Source organism: Mycolicibacter minnesotensis (assembly GCF_010731755.1).
In the GTDB taxonomy this organism is placed as follows: Bacteria; Actinomycetota; Actinomycetes; order Mycobacteriales; family Mycobacteriaceae; genus Mycobacterium; species Mycobacterium minnesotense.
The window spans coordinates 1,969,084-1,988,870 of the sequence record NZ_AP022589.1; the positions used below are offsets into that span (position 1 = coordinate 1,969,084).

General features: G+C 66.9%; 19 protein-coding genes. 13 read left to right on the forward strand and 6 right to left on the reverse strand.

Features of this window, described 5'->3' with window-relative positions; genetic code table 11:
• Positions 1-52 precede the first annotated feature (52 nt).
• Positions 53-991: a class I SAM-dependent methyltransferase gene (locus G6N09_RS09125; protein ID WP_083027706.1), complete on the forward strand. Its 939-nt coding sequence runs from the start codon at positions 53-55 to the stop codon at positions 989-991.
• A 124-nt stretch (positions 992-1,115) separates the two neighbouring features.
• Positions 1,116-1,976, forward strand: coding sequence for an SDR family oxidoreductase (locus tag G6N09_RS09130; RefSeq protein ID WP_083027705.1), 861 nt, complete (start codon positions 1,116-1,118; stop codon positions 1,974-1,976).
• 30 nt (positions 1,977-2,006) lie between these two features.
• On the opposite strand, the gene G6N09_RS09135 is transcribed toward G6N09_RS09130, so the two are convergent.
• Both G6N09_RS09135 and G6N09_RS09140 read right to left on the reverse strand, forming a co-directional pair.
• Complete coding sequence (locus G6N09_RS09135; protein WP_083027731.1) at positions 2,007-2,822, reverse strand: tyrosine-protein phosphatase; 816 nt, start codon at positions 2,820-2,822, stop codon at positions 2,007-2,009.
• 103 nt (positions 2,823-2,925) lie between these two features.
• Entirely contained in the window at positions 2,926-3,069 is a 144-nt protein-coding gene (locus G6N09_RS09140) for a hypothetical protein (protein ID WP_109559017.1), read from the reverse strand.
• Positions 3,070-3,203: 134 nt separating this feature from the next.
• Between G6N09_RS09140 and G6N09_RS09145 the strand changes: the two genes are divergently transcribed.
• Positions 3,204-3,851: a TetR/AcrR family transcriptional regulator gene (locus G6N09_RS09145; protein ID WP_083027730.1), complete on the forward strand. Its 648-nt coding sequence runs from the start codon at positions 3,204-3,206 to the stop codon at positions 3,849-3,851.
• Between the two features lie 14 nt (positions 3,852-3,865).
• On the opposite strand, the gene G6N09_RS09150 is transcribed toward G6N09_RS09145, so the two are convergent.
• Positions 3,866-5,362 (reverse strand): HNH endonuclease signature motif containing protein, encoded by a 1,497-nt coding sequence (locus G6N09_RS09150; RefSeq protein ID WP_083027704.1) that lies wholly within the window; start codon positions 5,360-5,362, stop codon positions 3,866-3,868.
• A 50-nt stretch (positions 5,363-5,412) separates the two neighbouring features.
• The gene (locus G6N09_RS09155; RefSeq protein WP_083027703.1) at positions 5,413-6,312 is read right to left on the reverse strand and encodes an alpha/beta hydrolase; all 900 of its coding nucleotides are present in this window, start codon (positions 6,310-6,312) and stop codon (positions 5,413-5,415) included.
• A 451-nt stretch (positions 6,313-6,763) separates the two neighbouring features.
• Here G6N09_RS09155 and G6N09_RS09160 point away from each other — a divergent pair, with 451 nt between their 5' ends.
• Positions 6,764-8,107 carry an FAD-binding oxidoreductase gene (locus G6N09_RS09160; RefSeq protein WP_234807109.1) on the forward strand — a complete coding sequence of 448 codons (1,344 nt, stop codon included), beginning with the start codon at positions 6,764-6,766 and terminating at the stop codon, positions 8,105-8,107.
• Here the strand turns inward: G6N09_RS09160 and G6N09_RS09165 are convergent.
• On the reverse strand, positions 8,104-8,640 hold the full coding sequence (locus G6N09_RS09165; protein ID WP_083027702.1) for a TetR/AcrR family transcriptional regulator: 537 nt from the start codon (positions 8,638-8,640) through the stop codon (positions 8,104-8,106). The genes G6N09_RS09160 and G6N09_RS09165 overlap by 4 nt on opposite strands.
• 69 nt (positions 8,641-8,709) lie before the next feature.
• Positions 8,710-9,825 carry an alcohol dehydrogenase catalytic domain-containing protein gene (locus G6N09_RS09170; RefSeq protein WP_083027701.1) on the reverse strand — a complete coding sequence of 372 codons (1,116 nt, stop codon included), beginning with the start codon at positions 9,823-9,825 and terminating at the stop codon, positions 8,710-8,712.
• Between the two features lie 14 nt (positions 9,826-9,839).
• Between G6N09_RS09170 and G6N09_RS09175 the strand changes: the two genes are divergently transcribed.
• The 9 genes from G6N09_RS09175 (at position 9,840) to G6N09_RS09215 (ending at position 19,776) form a co-directional block, all read left to right on the forward strand.
• Positions 9,840-10,307, forward strand: coding sequence for an acyl-CoA thioesterase (locus G6N09_RS09175; protein ID WP_083027700.1), 468 nt, complete (start codon positions 9,840-9,842; stop codon positions 10,305-10,307).
• 36 nt (positions 10,308-10,343) lie between these two features.
• Complete coding sequence (locus G6N09_RS09180) at positions 10,344-10,784, forward strand: SRPBCC family protein (protein WP_083027699.1); 441 nt, start codon at positions 10,344-10,346, stop codon at positions 10,782-10,784.
• A gap of 56 nt (positions 10,785-10,840) precedes the next feature.
• Positions 10,841-12,439, forward strand: coding sequence for a fatty-acid--CoA ligase FadD5 (gene fadD5 / locus G6N09_RS09185; RefSeq protein WP_083027698.1), 1,599 nt, complete (start codon positions 10,841-10,843; stop codon positions 12,437-12,439).
• A 323-nt stretch (positions 12,440-12,762) separates the two neighbouring features.
• Complete coding sequence (locus tag G6N09_RS09190) at positions 12,763-13,500, forward strand: MlaE family ABC transporter permease (RefSeq protein WP_109559016.1); 738 nt, start codon at positions 12,763-12,765, stop codon at positions 13,498-13,500.
• 1 nt (position 13,501) lies between these two features.
• A complete protein-coding gene (locus G6N09_RS09195) occupies positions 13,502-14,371 on the forward strand; it encodes an ABC transporter permease (RefSeq protein ID WP_083027696.1) in 870 nt (289 codons plus the stop codon).
• Between the two features lie 5 nt (positions 14,372-14,376).
• Entirely contained in the window at positions 14,377-15,588 is a 1,212-nt protein-coding gene (locus G6N09_RS09200; RefSeq protein WP_083027695.1) for an MCE family protein, read from the forward strand.
• Positions 15,585-16,613, forward strand: a complete 1,029-nt coding sequence (locus tag G6N09_RS09205) for an MCE family protein (protein WP_083027694.1) — start codon at positions 15,585-15,587, stop codon at positions 16,611-16,613. Before G6N09_RS09200 ends, G6N09_RS09205 begins: the two co-directional genes overlap by 4 nt.
• Positions 16,610-18,214 (forward strand): MCE family protein, encoded by a 1,605-nt coding sequence (locus G6N09_RS09210; protein WP_083027728.1) that lies wholly within the window; start codon positions 16,610-16,612, stop codon positions 18,212-18,214. Before G6N09_RS09205 ends, G6N09_RS09210 begins: the two co-directional genes overlap by 4 nt.
• The gene (locus G6N09_RS09215) at positions 18,211-19,776 is read left to right on the forward strand and encodes an MCE family protein (RefSeq protein WP_083027693.1); all 1,566 of its coding nucleotides are present in this window, start codon (positions 18,211-18,213) and stop codon (positions 19,774-19,776) included. Before G6N09_RS09210 ends, G6N09_RS09215 begins: the two co-directional genes overlap by 4 nt.
• Positions 19,777-19,787 lie beyond the last annotated feature (11 nt).

Consider the following 19,787-nt stretch of genomic DNA (forward strand, 5'->3'; position numbering starts at 1 on the left):
TTTCATCGGTACTATGGCGTCCACCACGGCCGCTACCAGATGAAGGAAGCCCATGAGCGCACTCCGTACCAACGACGACACCTGGGATATCGCCACCAGTGTCGGCTCGACCGCGGTCATGGTGGCCGCCGCACGGGCATCGGAGACCGAGGGTGCCGACCCGTTGATTCGGGACCCCTACGCCAGACTGCTGGTCGCCGGGGCCGGGACCGGGGTGTGGGAGGCGCTGCTCGACGAATCACTGGTCGACAAGGTCGCCGAGATTGACCCCGAGATTGCTGCCGTCTACCACCACATGCGCAACTACCAGGCGGTTCGCACCCACTTCTTCGACGCCTACTTCGCCGACGCCGCCGAATCCGGTATTCGGCAGGTGGTGATCCTGGCCTCCGGGCTGGACTCGCGGGCCTACCGGCTGGACTGGCCCGCCGGCACCGTCGTCTACGAGATCGATCAGCCGAAAGTCTTGGACTACAAGGAACAGACGCTGGCGGCCCACGGCGTGACGCCGGCCGCAGTGCGGCGCGCGGTGGCCATCGATCTGCGTCAGGATTGGCCGGTCGCCCTGACCGCCGCCGGCTTCGACACCGCCGCCCCGACGGCATGGCTGGCCGAGGGACTGTTGATGTACCTGCCCGCCGAGAGCCAGGACCGGCTGTTCGAGCAGATCACCGCGCTCAGTGCGCCGGGAAGCCGGATCGCGGCGGAGACCGCGGGCAATCACCGTTCCGATGAGCGTCGCGAGCAGATGTCGGAGCGATTCAAGAAGATCGCCGAGACCATCGGTCTGACGCAGACAGTGGACATTGAGGACTTGATGTACCGGGACGAAGACCGTGCTGCGGTCGATGCGTGGCTCGACGAGCACGGCTGGCGGGCCAGCGCCCAGCCCTCCACCGCCGAGATGCGCCGGCTGAACCGGTGGACGGGGGTCACCATGACTGACGACGAGGACGCCTTCTCCGAGTTCGTCACCGCGGTTCGCACCTGAGGCGCACAGCCGACCCGGCCTAGCGGCCTCGATTCATCCCCCGTATACAGAGAAAGCCTGGAAGTGGCGCACCGCTTGTTCCAGGCTGTTCTAGCGTGGCGATCGAAATCGAGGAAGGAAACTGATGTCCGGAGTGCAGGATCGTGTAGTCGTCGTCACCGGAGCCGGTGGCGGGTTGGGCCGTGAATACGCTCTGACCCTGGCCCGCGAGGGCGCCTGTGTGGTGGTCAACGACCTCGGAGGTGCCCGCGACGGCACCGGTGCCGGGCACAACATGGCCGACCAGGTGGTCTCGGAGATCAAAGAGGCCGGCGGTCGGGCAGTCGCCAACTACGACAGCGTCGCCGACGCCGAGGGTGCCGCCAACATCATCAAGACCGCGGTGGATGAGTTCGGCAAGATCGACGGCGTCGTCAGCAACGCCGGCATCCTGCGGGACGGCACCTTCCACAAGATGACGTCGGAGAACTGGGACGCCGTACTGCAGGTGCACCTCTACGGCGGATACAACGTAGTCCGTGCCGCGTGGCCGCACTTTCGGGAGCAGGGGTTCGGCCGGGTGGTGGTCGCCACCTCCACGAGTGGGCTGTTCGGCAACTTCGGGCAGGCCAACTACGGCGCCGCCAAGCTCGGACTGGTCGGCATGATCAACACGCTGGCCATCGAGGGCGCCAAGTACAACATCAAGGCCAACGCGATTGCGCCCATCGCGGCCACCCGGATGACCGAGGACATCCTGCCGCCCGAGGTGCTGGCCAAGCTCAAGCCCGAGTACGTCGCCCCGGTGGTGGCCTACCTGTGCACCGAAGAGGTCGCCGAGACCGGCTCGGTGTTCATTGCCGGTGGTGGCAAGGTGCAGCGCGCGGCGCTGTTCGAGAACGCCGGTGCCACCTTCGAGAACCCGCCGTCGGTCGATGACGTCGCGGCGCAGTGGTCGACGATCGCCGACCTGTCGGCGGCCAAGGCGGCCAACTTCTCGCTGTAAATCGCAGTCCACCGGCGCCGATCGAGCACCTCAGCCGCGCAGCGCGCTGCGCAGCCCGTCTCGGTCGGCGTCGGTGACTCCGGCGGCCCGCAGGAATCCTTCGAACGAACCAAAGTTCGTCTCGATCGAGCGTTCGGCGGCATCCAGGTAGTCGGCGCGTACGCCGAGCACCTCATCGGAGAGCCGGGCTTCGGTGAATGTGAGTACTTCGGGCGTGATCTCGACCTCGGGTCGTTCGCGAATCATCTCCATGATGCGGTCCCGGAGCACCGGAACCGCCGTGTTGCTGCGCAGGTAGTCGGCGACGACGGCGTCGCGATCCACCCCGGCCGCCCGCAGCACCACCGCGACGACGAATCCCGTGCGGTCTTTGCCGGCGAAGCAGTGCGCCAGCACCGGCCGCCCGGCCGCCAGTAGCGACACCACCGTGTGCACCGCTCGCCGGGAGCCCGCCAGTGTGGGGAACCGTTCGTATTCCTCCAGCATGTACCGGGCGGCGACGTCGGCGGCGGAATCCTCGTCGGGCTTCTCGGCCATCATGTTGCGGAAGGCGTCCTCGTGCGGCGCCGAGCTGTCCGGGGACTGATCGCCGGCCAGATCGGGGAAGGGCAGCAGGTGAATGCCGACGCCGGTGGGCACCAGTCCGGGCCCGCGGCGGGCGACCTCGCGGGGGGATCGCAGATCGGCGATGTCGGCCACGCCGAGCCGCAGCAGTTCGTCGCGGCCCTGGTCTTCGAGGCGACTCAATTCGCTGGAGCGGAACAAACGGCCCGGGCGCAGCGCTCCGGTGGTCTCGGAGACGTCGCGAAAGTTCCACGCGCCGGGGAGAGTCGGCTGGAAGGTCACCCGGCCACGATAGGACACCTTGCTGTTGCACCGCCGGGGAGACGAGCGACGGCCCCCGATCCGGGAGGATCAGGGGCCGTCAGTCAGGTTCATTGCAGCCGGACTACACCGGAGGGTAGTTCTGCGGGGGGTAGCCGCCGCCGCTTTCGACGCCACGAATGCCCCAAGTCAGGTACTTGAAGAAGAACTCCGCCTCGTCGCTCATCTCGTAATCCGGATTCGGATCGTAACCGTAACCAGGACCCATGTCGTCAACCCCTTAGTTTGGATTTCACCAGTTTAGTCGGCCCGTCAACGTCGCAACAGCGGACTGCCTAGAATCCTTCCAACCAGTTGATTGATACGGCCGTTAACACCGGCCTGGCCGAAGAGTGAGTGCACATGGCAAACGGCAAGGCTACGCCGGCGGGATCTACCCAGGCCCCGTCTCGTCGCGAGGAGTTGCTCGCGGTCGCAACCAAGCTGTTCGCCGCCCGCGGCTACCACGGCACCCGGATGGACGATGTCGCCGACGTAGTGGGGCTGAACAAGGCGACGGTCTACCACTACTACGCCAGCAAGTCGCTGATCCTCTATGACATCTACCAGCAGGCCGCGGAGCGGACGTTGGAAGCCGTACACGACGACCCGTCGTGGACGGCGCGGGAGGCGCTGTATCAGTACACGGTGCGTCTGCTGGACCAGATCGCGGTCAATCCTGAAGGTGCCGCAGTCTATTTCCAGGAGCAGCCCTACATCACCGAGTGGTTCACCGAGGAGCAGGTCGCCGAGGTCCGGGAGAAGGAAGCTCAGGTCTACGAGCACGTGCACGGCCTGATCGACCGCGGCATCGCCAGCGGCGAGTTCTACCCGTGCGACTCGCACGTGCTGGCATTGGGCTACATCGGCATGACGCTGGGTGCGTATCGCTGGTTGCGGCCCAGCGGCCGGCGCAGCGCCAAGGAGATCGCCGCAGAGTTCAGCACAGCGCTGCTGCGCGGGCTGATCCGTGACGAGAAGATCCGGGTCGAGTCACCGCTGGGGGCGTAGACCTCGACGCCGCATTACGGCGGGGGCCTCTCGCGCCGGGCCGCGTTGTCGGCGCGTTCGGCTTCGATGCACCGGAGCCGGTCTTGGGCTCGGGTGCTCCGGCGGGTGGGCATCATGACTTCACGCCCACGATCTGGCGACGGTGCCGCTGCGATGGTGGTTGGTGGCGCGGTGGTAGGCAGACACATGCGGGGAAACAACAGTCGGCTGCCGGGCTGCGTGGTGTACGTGTGGCCGGTGGGTGCGGTCCATTCAATGGTGCCGTCTGAGTGCTGACGATCACGCCAACCATCGTGGCCGGTCCAAAAAGTCTTGAGCAAGTGGTGCTTTCGGCATAGGCACCGCAGGTTGGAGGGGTGCGTCGGTCCCCAGGGGAAGGGGACGGCGTGGTCGATGTCGCACACGGTGGCCGGACGGTCGCAGCCAGGGAATCGGCATGTGATGTCGCGGGCGCGGATGAAGGCCGCCAGCGCGGCCGAGGGCCGGTAGCCCAGTTCAGCCGCCATGGCGGTGGGTTGCGCCAGGGGTCTGACGGTGGCGCCACCGGCAATGAGTTCGGCCAGCAAGCCCGGCGGAACCTTCCCGCCGCCGATGATGCGTCCCGACGGCGAGGGGCGTGCCTGTGCCGGCCGAGCAGCCGTGCCGATGGTCTCCCCGGACAACTGGCCGTCGGGGGTGGCATCGAGGGCGGCGGGCTCGGCGACCACATAGACGACGACACCTTTCGCTCGGGGATCGGCTTCTCCGGCGGCGGGGCAGTCACGGTTGCCGCAGCCGCAGGCCAGCGACTGAGCCCCGGCGGCCAGGGCGCCGAGCGCATCGGCGCGACGCTGGGCCAGGGTGCGGGGGTCGTCGTCGCAGACACTGTGGGCCAGCTGCATCAGGCGCTGGTCCAGGGCGGCGGCGTCCACCGCAAATAGGCGGCCCCACAGCGCGGTGGTCCCGTCTTCGGTGCGGTTGGTGTCGACGACCAGCTCACGCCCGCGGGCCCGGTCACGCGCCCGACGTACCGCCGCCGGGTCATGCCGTTCGATCAGCGCGTCGATGGCGGCTGCGGCTTTGGCGCACGAGAGCGGTCCAAGCGAGGTGGCCACCTCGGCCAGGTCGGCGTCGACCAGCATCAGGACGCCCGGGTCGGTGATCAAGGTGGTGTGCCATGCGATGGTCGACGCCAGTCGGGCACTGATCCGGCCGGACAGGAACAGCGCAGCCACCGCGGGGATTCTGTCCCGCAGGGCACTGGCCAGGTACATCTGGGACGACGCCATGCCGTGGCTGATGTGCTCAGCGGCGGCTACCTCGGCGGCCGCGCCGTCCCAGTTGTCGCACGCCCAGCGGGACCGGTCGAACCCATTGCCGCTGCTTCGGCGTGCCACCAACTCTCCGATGGCGGCCAAACGATGAGCGGCGGCAGCTGCCTCTACCCCGGCCCAGCCGGCGATCGTGGCCACCAGCTCTTCGGTGCCCGCATCGGCCAGTGCCCCGGGACCCGCCAACGACGTATCGAACATACATTCGATTCTAGAGCGGGGGTGTGACAGGTGCGGTGACGCGCTGCCGCTCAGTTCCCCGCGGTCTTGAGGTGCCGGTCCAAGAACTCCAGCTGGTCGGCGATTGCCCGTTCGAAGGCATCCCCGACGTAGATGTCGAAGTGGCCTTGGGGGTATCTCTTGATGGTGCCGCGGGGTGCCTTCGCGGCGTACCGCAGCGTGGGTCCCGGCGGGGCGACGGAGTCGGTGTCGCAGACACAGAACAGAATTGGGCACTGCACCTTGGCGGCCAGCCGGCCCGGCCGGTAGCCCAGGATCTTCATCCCGATCCGCGCCGCGACCTCGTTGCGCAGGGTCTGGCCCTGGGGTGCCAGGTTCAGGTAGCCCGGATAGGAGTCGGGCGTGCTCATCAAGGCGACCTCGCCGGGGCGGCCCGCGGTAGCCACCAGCACGGGCGGCTTGCCGAGCCGGGCAGCCGCCAGATCCCGCAGCGCCAGCAGGCTGATCCGCGCGGTGGTCAACGGAGGTATCGTGCGCGCCGAGGCGATCCCATCGGTGAACGGGCACTGCGCCACCACCGCGGCCACCGGCCGGCGTGCCGCGGTGGCGATCACATGGCCTCCGCCGAACGACGTGCCCCACAAGCCGATTCGGTGCCGGTCGACGTCGCTCAAGGTATGCGCGAAGTCCACCGCGGCGGACCAGTCCGCCAGTTGCAGACCCACATCGAGTACCTGGCGGGCAGCGCCGCCGCTGTCACCGAAATTGCGGTAGTCGAACACCAGGCAGGCGTAGCCGGCCGCGGCGAACCGCTCGGCATAAGCGTCCAGGCGCATGGTGCGCACCGCGCCGAGACCGTGTGCCATCACCAGCAGCGGCACACCGTCGGGGTCGGGGTCCGCCGGGCGGTACAGCCAGGCGCTGATGCGGTCCGCGCCGGATCGAAACGAGACGTCTTCGCGGGTGGTCATGTCGTCAGTATCGTGCCACCTGACGAGGAATGCGATGGGGCAATCAGCGCCGGCCGTTGACGTGGGTGTCGGTTATTTTCTGGTCATGAGTCAGCCTGGCGGTGTTGTTATCAAAACTGGTATTGCGAGTTTGCAGCGTGGAATCGAATGGGTGGGGGGCAGGCTCACCCTGACGTCGGAATCGTTGTTTTTCAAACCGCACCTATTGAACATCGAGAGGGAACCGGGACTGATTCCGCTGTCGGCGGTCGATTACGTGTCGCTGGATTGGCCGAAATTCCGCAATCAGCCCCCGCTGAGGTGGAACGAGCTGGCCGTCTACACCTTCGACGACGAGGAGTATCGATTCATGGTGTATCGCAGGAAGGTCTGGAAAACCGCGATAGATCAGACGGTGACGGCCAGCCGGTCGTTGCAGGGACCGAGCCCGGTTGGGCCCACCGGGGTGAACCTGACGCAGCGGTTGGCAGAGGCGGTGGGCCCCGCCTATGTCACGGACGATCCCGACGTGCTGGCCGCGCGCAGCGTCGATTACACCGGCCGCTACCGGGGCCAGGCGAGTGCGTTGGTGCGGCCCGGATCTCCCGAGGAAGTCGCCGCGGTGCTGCGGCTCTGCCGCGACGCCGGCACCCACGTCACCGTCCAGGGTGGGCGCACCTCGTTGGTGGCCGGCACCGTCCCCGAAAACGACGACGTGCTGCTGTCCACCGAGCGGCTGAACGCCGTCGGTGAGGTCGACGTCGTCGAGCGCCGGGTGACTGTGGGCGCGGGTGCCACCTTGGCGACCGTGCAGCGGGCGGCGACCGATGCCGGGCTGATCTTCGGTGTCGACCTGACCGCCCGGGATACCGCGACGGTAGGAGGAATGGCCTCCACCAATGCCGGCGGGCTGCACACCGTGCACTACGGCAACATGGGCGAGCAGGTGCTCGGCCTGCAGGTGGCGCTTCCGGATGGCACGTGCCTGCATCGACACAGCGCGGTGCGCTCCGACAACACCGGCTACGACCTACCGGCACTGTTCGTCGGGGCCGAAGGCACCCTGGGCGTCATCACCGGACTGGACCTGCGACTGCATCCCCGCCCAGCCCACCGGGTCACGGCAGTCTGCGGCTTCGCGCATCTGGCGGACCTGGTCGATGCGGCCCGTATCTGTCGCGACCTCGACGGCATCGCCGCGCTGGAGCTGATCGACGCCCGTGTCGCCGCGCTGACCGGCGAACGGCTCGGGATCCCAAGCCCGGTGCGGGGTGACTGGCTGCTGCTGGTGGAACTGACCGGTGACACCGACCAAACCGATCGGCTTGCCGATCTGCTGCCGCGGGTGCGCTCCTGCGACGCGCCCGCGGTGGGCGTGGACCTTGCTGCCCAACAACGGCTATGGCGGCTGCGCGAGGCTATAGCCGACGTGCTCGGCGTATTCGGGCCGCCGCTGAAGTTCGATGTGTCCCTGCCCCTGGCCGGAATCGCCGGATTCGCCGCGACCGCGAGTGCGGTGACGCAGCAGCACGCACCGGAGGCGATTCCGGTGCTGTTCGGCCACATCGGCGACGGCAACCTGCACCTCAACGTGCTGCGTTGCTCGACCGCCGCCGAGCCGGGCCTGTACGCGGCGATGATGAAACTGATCGCCGACTGCGGCGGAAACGTCAGTTCCGAACACGGGGTGGGCAGCCGCAAGCGGGCCTACCTGGCGATGTCGCGCGGTCCCGACGACATCGCCGCCATGCGAACGATCAAGACCGCGTTCGATCCGACCGGCTACCTCAATGCCGCGGTGCTCTTCGACGATTAGTCGCGATGCTTGATGCCGACTGCCTGACGCAGCTGGGCGAGGAACTGATCGGTGTCGTCACTGCGAATGATGTAGTGCGAGATGGCGATCCGAATCGCGGCGGCCGCTTTCACCGGAGCATCCGGACCGGACAGCATCCGCTGTAGGCCCTGGCTCATCGGCACGATGATGCGGGAGAAATCGGCGAGCACCTGTTTGGGCTCGATGTCGATCATTCGGGCTCCCGTCGACGACTTCTGGTAATCGACGATGAAACGCAGGGCGGCGTCAAGCTTTTCGGTGCCCTTGAGTCCCGCGGTGGCGCGGGTCATCCCGCTCTCGAAGATGTGCCGCTCGTAGCGAGAGAACGCCGTGATCAGCTCTTCCTTGGAGGGGAACCATCGATACAGCGTGGGGCGGGAGACCCCGGCCAGGGAGGCCACCTCGGACAGGCTGAGTTTGGTCGTCCCACTGCGCCCGAGGACGTCGGCGGTGGCCGCGAGGATCCGCTGCCTGGTGGAACCGGCGGGGGTGTCCCCCGCGCTGGAGCTCATGGCGCACACATTACAAAAATCGGCTCATCTGTCACGCCCGATTGATGGTGAACCGCCCCGGGAGTGCGATCAGGGTCCGTCGAACGTGATGATCTGACGCACCGCGACGCCGTCGGCGAGGGAGTCCATGGCTTCGTTGATCTGCTCGAGCGGCACGGTCGCCGACACCAGCTGTTCCACGGGCAGACGGCCGGCCCGCCACAACTCCACGAAGCGTGGGATGTCGCGCGCCGGTACCGCTGAACCCAGGTAGCTGCCGATCAGCGAGCGACCCTCCGCGACCAGGCTCAGGGGGGACACGCTGATCCGGGCGTCTGGCGGTGGCAGGCCGACGGTGATGGTGCGCCCGCCCGGTGCGGTCAGACCGATCGCAGTCTCCAGCGCAGCGGGATGACCCGCCGCCTCGATCACCACGGGGGCGCGCACCCCGGCGTCCAGTGCCTGCTGCGGGGTGTAGGTGCGGTGCGCTCCCAGCGCGGTGGCGGTGGCCAGCTTGTCCGGCAGCCGGTCGATCGCGAGGACCTGCACGCCGTCGTGGGCCAGGGCGGTCAGCACCGCGGCCATCCCCACTCCGCCGAGCCCGATCGCCGCGACGGTGTCTCCCGGTGCCGGCCGGCCGACGTTGAGTACCGCCCCGCCTCCGGTCAACACCGCGCACCCCAGCAACGCGGCCACGGTCGGTGGCACGTCGTCGGGAACCGGCACGGCACTGGTCTGGCTGACCACGGCATGTGTGGCGAACCCGGAGACCCCGAGGTGGTGGTAGACGGTCTGGCCGGCGCGGTGCAGGTGCAGCCCGCCGTCGAGCAGGGTGCCGGCGCCGTTGGCGGCGCTGCCTGGTTCACACGGCGCCAGGCCGTCGGTGGCGCACGCCGCGCAGTGGCCGCAGCGCGGCAAGAACGTCAGCACCACCCGCTGCCCAGGCCGCACCCCGGTCACCTGTGCACCGACCGCTTCCACGATGCCGGCGGCCTCATGGCCGAGCAGCATGGGCACCGGCCGGACCCGGTTGCCGTCGACCACCGACAGATCGGAGTGGCAGACTCCGGCGGCCTCGATGCGCACCAGCAGGTCGGTGTCACCGGGTGGGTCCAGTTCCACCTCCGCCACGGTCAACGGGCGGGACGTGGCATAGGGGCGAGGCGCCCCGATCCGCTCCAGCACCGCCCCGCGGATGGTGGTCATGCTGGAATACAACCATGAGTTCGGACGCTGCGGTCCCGCCTACGCCGGAAGGATTGACCAGCCACGACTTTCCGGTGCATTGGCCGGTGCTGACCCGGTGGGCGGACAACGACATGTTCGGCCACCTCAACAACGCGGTCTACTACCAGCTGTTCGACACCGCGATCAATGGTTGGATCGCGGCCCACGTCGAGGTCGACCCGGTCGCGATGCCTGAGCTGGGGGTGGTTGCCGAGTCGGGGTGCCGGTTCCTGGGCGAACTCGGGTTTCCCGACCGACTCGCGGTCGGACTGGCCGTGACCCGATTGGGCCGCAGCAGTGTGACCTACCGACTGGCGGTGTTTCGCGCTCCAGAAGGCGACGCCGCCGCCCCCGCGGCCGCGATCGGGCACTGGGTGCACGTCTACGTCGATCGCGCCAGCCGGCGACCGGTGCCGATCCCCGAAGGCATTCGCGCACTGTTGAGCACCGCCCAGGTTTAGCTCGGCGGCCGTTTCGCCGATGGCTATGCTCGGCGGGTGCCGCTCGTGAGCAAGACCGTCGAAGTCGCTGCCAATGCCGCCACGATCATGGGGATCGTGGCGGATTTCGAGGCGTACCCGCAGTGGAACGAAGAGGTCAAAGGGATCTGGGTGCTGGCCCGCTACGACGACGGAAGGCCGAGCCAGCTACGGCTTGACGCGTCCTACTCGGGTTTCGACGGCACCTTCATCCAGGCCGTCTACTACCCCAGCGCCACTCAGATCCAGACCGTGCTCCAGCAGGGCGACCTGTTCAGCAAGCAGGAGCAGTTGTTCTCGGTTGTCGAGATCGGGCCCACCACACTGCTCACCGTCGACATGAACATCGAGACCGAGATGGCGGTGCCCAAGCCGATGCTCAAGAAGGCTTTCAGCAACGCTCTGGACTATCTGGCCGACAATCTCAAACGGCGCGCCGAAGACTTGGCCGCACGCTAGCCTCAGCGTCGGGTCGATGCCGGTCGGCGTCGTCATCACGAAGCGGGAGAACTTCATTGAGCCACGCAACCGTCGATCCCGCTGAACAGCCCTACCGCGCTCGTCGCCAGAACTGGGTCAATCAGCTGGACCGGCACGCACTGATGCAGCCGGACGCCCCAGCCTTGCGGTACCTGGGCCAGACCACCACCTGGGCGCAGCTGCGTGCCCGCGTCGGCGCGCTGGCCGACGCGCTGCACCGGCGCGGGGTCCGCGCCGGTGATCGGGTGATGATCTTGATGCTCAACCGCACCGAATTCGTCGAATCGGTGCTGGCCGCGAACATGCTGGGCGGGATCGCGGTACCGGTCAATTTCCGTCTCACCCCGCCGGAGATCGCTTACCTGGTCACCGACTGCGAGGCCAGGGTGCTGATCACCGAACCGGCCCTGGTTCCGGTGGCGACGGGCGTCCGAGGCCTGGCCGGTGTGCCGGAGATCCTGAACGACATCGTGGTGGCCGGCGCTCCGGCCGACGAGGCAGCGGGCCTGCTCGGCTACGAAGACCTGATCAACGAGACCGGCGAGGCGCATCAGCCGGTGGACATTCCCAACGATTCACCGGCGCTGATCATGTACACCTCGGGAACCACCGGCTTGCCCAAGGGCGCGGTGCTCACCCACACCAACCTGGTCGGCCAGACCATGACCGCGTTGCACACCTCCGGCACAGGGATCGCCGACGTGGCGTTCATCGGGGTGCCCTTCTTCCACATCGCCGGCGTGGGCAATCTGCTGCCCGGTATGTGGTTGGGAATCCCGACCGTCATCAACCCCCTCGGTGCTTTCGACGCCGGCCAGTTGCTTGATGTGCTGGCCGCCGAGCGGGTCACCGGCATTTTCCTGGTGCCGGCCCAATGGCAGGCGGTCTGCGCCCAACAGAAGGCCAACCCGCGCGACATCCGGTTGCGGACCATGTCATGGGGTGCGGCGCCGGCCTCGGATGCGCAGCTGCGTGAGATGGCCGAGACGTTCCCCGGCACCAAGATCCTGGCAGCGTTCGGGCAGACGGAGATGTCACCGGTGACCTGCATCCTGCTGGGCGAGGACGCCACCAGAAAGCGGGGTTCGGTCGGAACCGTCATCCCGACGGTGTCTGCTCGGGTCGTCGACGAACAGATGAATGACGTCGCCGTCGGGGAGGTGGGTGAGATCGTCTATCGCGCACCGACCCTGATGAGCGGCTACTGGAACAAGCCGGAGGCCACCGCCGAGGCCTTCGCCGGTGGCTGGTTCCACTCCGGCGACTTGGTCAAGATGGACGAAGACGGCTACGTCTGGGTGGTCGACCGTAAGAAGGACATGATCATCTCCGGCGGGGAGAACGTCTACTGCGCCGAAGTGGAGAACGCGCTCTCGGATCACCCCGACATCGCCGAGGTCGCCGTGATCGGGCGTCCCCACGAACGGTGGGGCGAAGTTCCGGTGGCCGTCGCCGCGGTCTCCCGGCCGGGTCTCTCGCTGGCCGACCTCGATGACTTCCTGACCGCGCGGCTGGCCCGCTACAAGCACCCCAAGGCGCTCGAAATCGTTGAGGCCCTGCCCCGTAACCCGGCGGGCAAGGTACTCAAAACCGAATTGCGGATTCACTTCGGTTCCGCGCCGGGAACCGAGTAGGCCGACGCTCCGGGCGATGCCGCAGGCAGCAGCGATTACTGAGGTGGCGGCACGTTACTGTCCGGTAGGAAGCCCGCCGAGGTTCCGCCCGTTCGATGCCCTTCTCACCGATCCATCAGGTATGGTCCGATGGTCGCCAAGGGCACTTCGGGCATATAAGGTGACGCGGGTCTCGCTGATCGACCGACGGGAGAAGACACTGTGCGACGCGGTTCCTTGCTGGGTCGTGCGGCGGGATTTCTGGTGAGGGGGGTGGTGTGACGGCTCCAGCGCGTCCTCGCGTCACCGACTTCCTCCGGGATCGAGTACTGCCGCCGCTGATCATGGTCGGCGGATTCTTCCGAATGTGTGCGCTCACCGCCCGCGCGTTGTTCAAGCGGCCATTCCAATGGCGCGAGACGCTGCAGCAGGGCTGGTTCATCACCAGCGTCGCCATCATTCCGACCATCGCGGTCGCGATACCACTGACGGTGCTCCTGGTCTTCACGCTCAATATCCTGTTGGCGCAGTTCGGTGCCGCCGACGTCTCCGGTGCCGGGGCGGGTATCGCCGCGGTCACCCAGCTGGGGCCCCTGGTCACGGTGCTGGTGGTCGCCGGAGCCGGCTCCACCGCGATCTGTGCCGACCTCGGTGCCCGCACCATCCGCGAAGAGATCGACGCGATGGAGGTGCTCGGCATCGACCCGATCCATCGGCTGGTGGTGCCCCGGGTGATCGCCGCGACTGTGGTGGCTCTGCTGCTCAACGCCCTGGTGATCGTGATCGGCTTGACCGGCGGCTTCCTGTTCGGTGTCTACCTGCAGAACGTGTCCGGCGGCGCCTACCTGTCCACCTTGACCCTGCTCACCGGCCTGCCCGAGGTGATCATCTCGACGGTGAAGGCGAGCGTGTTCGGACTCATCGCCGGCCTGGTCGGCTGCTACCGGGGACTTACCGTTCGCGGCGGCTCCAAAGGCTTGGGCACCGCCGTGAACGAAACCGTGGTGCTGTGCGTGCTTGCGTTGTTCGCCGTGAACGTGGTGCTGACCACCATCGGCGTGAAGTTCGGAACGGGGACCTGACATGTCGACATCGGCAGTAGTTCGGGGCCGCTTTCCCGGGCTGGTTGCGAACTACCAGCGTTATGTCGGGATGGCCGGTCGGGGGCTCGAAAGGAGTGGGCGGCTCGGCTGGTTCTCGGTCACCGCGCTCCGGGAGATCCCCTGGGCGTTGCGCCGGTACCGCACCGAGACCCTGCGCCTCGTAGCCGAATTGGGCATGGGCACCGGCGCCATGGCCGTGATCGGCGGCACCGTCGCCATCATGGGCTTCGTGATGTTGGCCGGCGGCTCACTCATCGCCATCCAGGGCTTCACCTCGCTGGGCAACATCGGCGTCGAGACCTACACCGGTTTCGCCGCGGCCTTGGTCAACGTCCGCGTGGTCGGGCCGGTGAATGCCGGTATCGCCCTGGCGGCGACGGTCGGCGCGGGCGCCACTGCCGAGCTCGGCGCGATGCGCATCAGCGAGGAGATCGACGCCCTTGAGGTGATGGGCATCAACTCCATCGCGTACCTGGTGTCTACCCGCGTGGTCGCCGGCTTCACCGTGATCATCCCGCTCTACGCGCTCGCCCTGATCATGGCGTTCGCCGCGCCGCAGATCGTCACCACGTTGTTCTTCGGGCAGTCGTCGGGCACCTATGAGCACTACTTCCGAACATTCCTACGGCCAGACGACGTGTTCTGGTCATTCATCGAGACCATCCTGATCGCGGTGGTGGTCATGGTGACGCACTGCTACTACGGCTTCAAAGCCAGTGGTGGCCCGGTCGGCGTCGGTGCCGCGGTGGGTCAGTCGATGAGGCTGTCGCTGATCACCGTTCCCACGGTGGTGCTGCTCGCAGCGTTGGCGCTCTACGGCGTCAACCCCAACTTCAACCTAACGATGTGACGCGCATGGCAACCGGGAAGCAGAACAGAGTGCACAAGCCGCCGTTCAAGCTGGCCGGCGTGGTTACCTTCGCTGTGCTGGCGCTGATCGGAGGACTGGTCTACGGCCAGTTCCGCGGCGCCTTCACCAAGACGACGTCGCTGACCATGGTGGCTCCGCGCGCCGGCCTGGTGATGGACCCGGGCGGACCCGTCACCTACAACGGTGTCCAGATCGGTCGCGTCGCTGAGATTGCGCCGACGGAGTACGAGAACAAGCCGGCCGCCAAGTTCACCCTCGACGTGAACCCCAAGTACATCAAGCTGATTCCGTCCAACGTCAAAGCCGACATCATGGCGACCACGCTGTTCGGCAACAAGTACGTGTCCCTGAGTGCGCCCGAGCACCCTTCGCGGGAACGCATCACCACCAAGAGCATCATCGCGACGTCGGTGACGACGGAACTCAACACCCTGTTCGAGACCGTCAACAACCTCTCGGAGCACATCGACCCGATCAAGCTGAATCTGACGCTGCATGCCGCGGCGGAGGCATTGACCGGGTTGGGCGACAAGCTCGGCCAATCGCTGGTCAACGGCAACCAGGTCCTCGATGACGTCAACGCGCGGATGCCCTCCTTCCGCCGCGACCTCAAGGGCTTCGCCAACCTGGGCGAGATCTACGCCGACGGAGCACCGGACCTGGTCGGGTTCTTGGACACCTCGGTCGTGACCGTCAAGACCATCACCAACCAGCAGAAGGAGCTCGACGCCGCACTGCTGGGCGCCGCCGGAGTGGGCAACCTCGGGGCGGACGTCACGGAGCGGTTCGGGCCGTACTTCCGGGCACAGTTCTCCGACCTGGTCCCGGTGTCGGCGCTGCTCGACGAGTACAGCCCCGAGTTGTTCTGCGCCATCCGCAACCTTGCCGAGGGCGCACCCAAGGTCTACGACTTCCTCGGCGGCGACGGCTACTCGCTCGCTACCAACAGTGAGCTGGTCGGACCGGCCAACCCGTACATCTATCCCGAGAACCTGCCGCGTTACAACGCTCGCGGTGGCCCCGGCGGTGCGCCGGGCTGCTGGCAGGAGATCACTCACGACTTCTGGCCGGCGCCTTACCTGGTGGCCGACACAGGAGTCAGCCAAGCGCCTTACAACCACTTTGATACCGGATCGCCCCTGGCCATTGATTACGTCTGGGGTCGCCAAGTCGGGGATTACACGATTAACCCATGAACATCACCAGAACCGCCCTCAAACTCGGCGCCGTCGGCTCGGTGCTGCTGCTCTTCACGGTCGGACTCGTCGTGGTCTTCGGGCAGATCCGGTTCGACCGGACGGCCGGTTACTCCGCCGAATTCAGCAACGCCAGCGGCCTGCGTCAGGGCCAGTTCGTGCGTGCCTCCGGCGTGGAGATCGGCAAGGTCAAGAAGGTCAGGCTGGTCGACGGTGGACGTCGGGCAGTGGTGGACTTCGACGTCGACCGCTCGCTGCCGCTGTTTCAGTCCACCACCGCGCAGATCCGCTACTCCGACCTCATCGGCAACCGGTACCTGGAGCTCAAGCGGGGCGACGGCGAGGGCGCCGACCAGCGGCTGCCCATCGGCGGCTTCATCCCCGCCTCCCGTACCGAGCCGGCGCTGGACCTGGATGCGCTGATCGGCGGGTTCAAGCCGGTGTTCCGCGCACTGGACCCGGAAAAGATCAACACCATCGCGTCTACCATCGTCACGGTCTTCCAGGGCCAGGGCGGCACCATCAACGACATCCTCGAGCAGACCGCTCAGCTGACTGCCCACATCGCCGACCGGGACGCAGCCATCGGTGAAGTGGTCAAGAACCTGAACGTGGTTCTCGACACCGCGGTCCGGCATCGCCAGACCTTCGACGAGACAGTCGACAACTTCGACAAACTGGTCAAGGGTTTGAACAACAATGCAACCGGCCTGGCGAACGGCACCGCCGAGTTCGGTAACGCCGCAGGCAATCTGGCAGACCTACTGGCCGACAACCGGAAGCAGCTGCACAGCATCTTCCCGGTGGCCGGTCCGGAGCCGCCCGACCGGCTCGACGATGTCGACCAGATTCTGCAGAAGATTCCCAAGGCGATGAAGCTGATCGGGCGCACCGGCGTCTACGGTGACTTCTTCAACTTCTACCTCTGCGACGTGACCATCAAGCTTCCTGGATTGCAACCCGGCGGCCCGATCCGAAACGCTCGTCTGTGGCAGCAGCCGACGGGGAGGTGCACGCCCCAGTGAGAACTCTCGAACCGCCCAACCGGGCACGGATCGGCATTATCGGCGTCGCGACGCTGGCGTTGGTAACTCTGGTGGGGCAGACCTTCACCACGGTGCCGATGCTTTTCGCCGAGCCAAGTTACTTCGGAGAGCTCTCCGACACCGGCGGCCTGACCGCCGGGGATAAGGTGCGCATCTCGGGCGTGGACGTCGGCAAGGTCCAGGACCTGTCCATCGCCGGCGACCACGTGCTGGTGAAGTTCTCGGTCGGGGCCAACCCGATCGGCAGCGACAGCATCATCGGGGTGAAGACCGACACCATCCTGGGCAAGAAGGTCCTGTCGATCGAACCGAAGGGCGAGCACCGCATCGCCCCGCAAGCGGTCCTGCCGCTGGGCCAGAGCACCACGCCCTATCAGCTCTACGACGCGGTCTTCGACGCGACCAAGGCCGCTTCCGGCTGGGACATCGACACGGTCAAGAAGTCGTTGAAGGTGCTCTCGGAAACAGTCGAGGAGACCTCTCCCGACCTGAGCGCCGCGCTGGATGGTGTCGCGAAGTTCTCCGACACCATCGGCAAGCGTGACGACGAGATCACTCACTTGCTGGCACAGAGCAACCAGATCGCGAGCGTCGTCGGCGCCCGCAGCGGGCAGATCGATGCGCTGCTGCGCAACACCCAGACACTGTCGGCCGCGGTCAACCAGCGCAGCCAGGCGATCTCGGCGTTGCTCGGCAACATCGCGTACTTCGGCGAACAGGTTCAGGGCCTGGTCCGGGACAACCCGGGCTTGGATCTGAACCACGTCTTCGAAGAGGCCTCCAACATCACCGGCATGCTGGTCCGGCGCCAGGATGACCTCCGGGAGATGTTCACCATCTTGGGTAGGTACCTGACGATCGTCAACGAGGCGATGGCATCGGGACCGTACTTCAAAGTCTCGACCCTGAACCTGATCCCGTACTGGATCCTGCAGCCGTGGGTCGACGCGGCGTTCAAGAAGCGCGGCATCTCGCCCGAGGAATTCTGGCGCAACTCCGGCCTGCCCGAATTCCGCTACCCGGACCCGAACGGAACCCGGTTCGCCAACGGTGCGCCGCCGCCTGCTCCGCAGGTGATCGAGGGCACGCCCGAGCACCCGGGGCCCGCAGTCGCGCCGGGATCGCCGTGCTCCTACGCACCTGCCGCGGGCATGTTCCCGACCCCGGGCAACCCGCTGCCGTGCGCCAACCTGGACCCGAATGACGGCCCGTTCGGACGAAGCGGACCGTACCCCGGCCCGACCGACGTGTTGGTCTCGCCGGCGAACCCCGATGGCATCCCGTCATCGCCGGGCATCTCTATCGCGGGTCGTCCGGGTGAGACGCCGCCATTGGTGCCGGGCACTCCGGTTCCGATGCCCGACGCCAACCCCGGCGGACGCTCCGAGCCCATGGGCCCGGTGGCGGGCCCGGCCGCGGCCAACCCGGGCGCGGCACCGCCCCCGGCACCCTTGGCCCCCGGACCTCCGGCGCCGCCCGGACCCGGCAACCAACTACCCGCACCGTTCATCACCCCGGGCGAAGGTGGCAACAGCACGCCCGGTGGCGGCGGTGGCGCGCGAGGGAGTGAACGCCCGTGAGCACCATCTTTGACATTCGTAACCGGCAGCTTCCCGAGCGTTCGCGCAAGACGGTGATCATCGGATCGCTGCTGCTGGCGCTTGCGCTGTTGGCCGGCCTCGGCGGGGTGCAGCTGTTCCGCAAGCTGAACAGCACCACCGTGGTCGCTTACTTCCCGCAGACCGACGCGCTGTACCCCGGTGACGCGGTACAGATCATGGGTGTTCGCGTGGGCGCGATCGACAAGATCGAGCCGGCGGGCGACCAGATGAAGGTCACCCTGCACTACAACAACAAGTACAAGGTGCCCGCCGACGCCTCGGCGATCATCTTGAACCCGACCCTGGTGGCATCGCGGACCATCCAGCTTGAGCCCCCCTACCGGGGCGGGCCGGTGCTGGCCGACAAAGCGGTGATTCCCGAGGAGCGCACTGAGATCCCGGTCGAATGGGACACCCTGCGCAACGATGTCACCAACATCATCAACAAGCTCGGGCCGACAGCCGAGCAGCCCAAGGGCCCGATCGGTGAAGCCATCGAGACCTTCGCCGACAGCCTGTCGGGCAAGGGTTCGGAGATCAACACCGCCTTCGACAGCCTCTCCTCCGCGCTGACCGCGCTGAACAAGGGTCGCGGCGACTTCTTTGCGGTGGTGCGCAGCCTGTCGCTGTTTGTCAAGGCACTTGACCACAATGACCAGCAGTTCGTCGCGCTCAACCACGATCTGGCCAAGTTCACCAGCAACCTGAACAGCACCGACCAGGCGTTGGCGACTGCGACGGACCAGTTCTACGCCACCATGACGATCATCAAGGCGTTCCTCAACCAGAACGCCAAGCCGCTGGTGCAAAGCATCAACAACGTGGCAGAGGTCACGACGGCGATCACCCAGCCCGAGGCGCTGGAGGGCTTCGAGACCGCGTTGCACATCCTGCCGAACGTGCTGGCGGGCGTGGACGAGATCTACCACCCGGCACAGGGCATGGTGCTCAGCAACCCGGTCATCGCGAACTTCGCGAACCCGATGCAGTTCCTGTGCAGCGCGATCCAGGCCGGCAGCCGGCTGGGTTACCAGGACTCCGCGGAACTGTGTGCGGAATACCTGGCACCGGTGGCCGACGCGATCAAGTTCAACTACCTGCCGTTCGGTATCAACATCTGGAACAGCGCGTACACCACGCCGAAAGAGATCGCCTACTCCGAGCCGCGCCTGCAGCCGCCTCCGGGGTACAAGGACACAACCGTCCCGGGCATCTGGGTGCCCGACACCCCAACCTCGCACCGCAACACCCAGCCGGGCTGGATCACCGCGCCGGGTATGCAAGGTGTGGAGCCTGGCCACGACACCGCGCGTTTGCTCACCCCGGAGTCCTTGGCGCAGCTGATGGGCGGACCCGACCCGGCACCGGTCGATTCCCAGTACCAGACGCCTCCTGGGCCGCCCAACTCCTATGACGAGTCTGCCGGGCCGCTGCCGTTCATCGGACTGCCTGCTGGCCAGGCGCCGATCGCACCACCGCCGCCGGGTCCGAACGTGATCCCCGGGCCCGCGGTACCGCTGGCACCGCGAGGTAACGGCTAATGGGACGGAGT